The 957-nt window shown below is 61.2% G+C and carries 1 pseudogene; it reads right to left on the reverse strand.

Features of this window, described 5'->3' with window-relative positions:
- Positions 1–856, reverse strand: a pseudogene (locus H7C18_RS34135) (dihydroxy-acid dehydratase domain-containing protein); the annotation flags it as partial.
- Positions 857–957 lie beyond the last annotated feature (101 nt).

Here is a 957-nt window from a genome sequence, read left to right on the forward strand (position 1 = left end):
ATATCCGCTTCGTGCGCGAGCGCGAGCGTGTGCAGCACGGTGTTCGTGGAGCCGCCCATCGCCATGTCGAGCGCGAACGCGTTGTCGATCGAATCCTTCGTGACGATGTCGCGCGGCTTCAGATCGAGCTTGATCAGCTCCATCAGCTGGCGGGCGGACTGCTTGACGAATTCGCGGCGTTCGGGAGCGACCGCCAGAATCGTGCCGTTGCCCGGAAGCGCCAGGCCGAGCACTTCGGCGAGGCAGTTCATCGAGTTGGCCGTGAACATGCCGGAGCAGGAGCCGCACGTCGGACAGCCGTACTGTTCGAGCTCGGTCAGGCTTTGCTCGTCGATCTTGCCGGTCATGTACGCGCCGACGCCTTCGAACACCGAGGTGAGCGAGATCGCGCGGCCGTCCTTCGTGCGGCCGGCTTTCATCGGGCCGCCGCTGACGAAGATNNGATGCGCAGGGCGGCCATCATCATCCCCGGAGTGATTTTGTCGCAGTTCGGGATGCAGACCATGCCGTCGAACCAGTGCGCGTTCACCATCGTCTCGACCGAGTCGGCGATGATCTCGCGGCTGGCAAGCGAGTAGCGCATGCCGATGTGGCCCATGGCGATGCCGTCGTCGACGCCGATCGTGTTGAATTCGAACGGGACGCCGCCCGCTTCGCGGATCGCTTCCTTCACGAGCTTGCCGAATTCCTGCAGGTGAACGTGCCCCGGCACGATGTCGAGGTAAGAGTTGCAGACCGCGATGAACGGCTTGCCGAAATCTTCTTCCTTCACGCCCGCCGCGCGCAGCAAGCTGCGGTGCGGTGCGCGGTCGAACCCTTTCTTGATCATATCGGAACGCATTTTTTTGGCGGCCATCGGTAGTTCCTCCATTCTTGTTGAGAACGCGTCTGACTATAGGTATAAGTCTATCATATACGCGCTCTTTTTCGCTAGAAAAGTTGTTGGTACCCGAAGGC

Origin of the sequence: Cohnella zeiphila (assembly GCF_014212055.1) — a bacterium.
GTDB classification, from domain to species: Bacteria; Bacillota; Bacilli; order Paenibacillales; family Paenibacillaceae; genus Cohnella; species Cohnella zeiphila.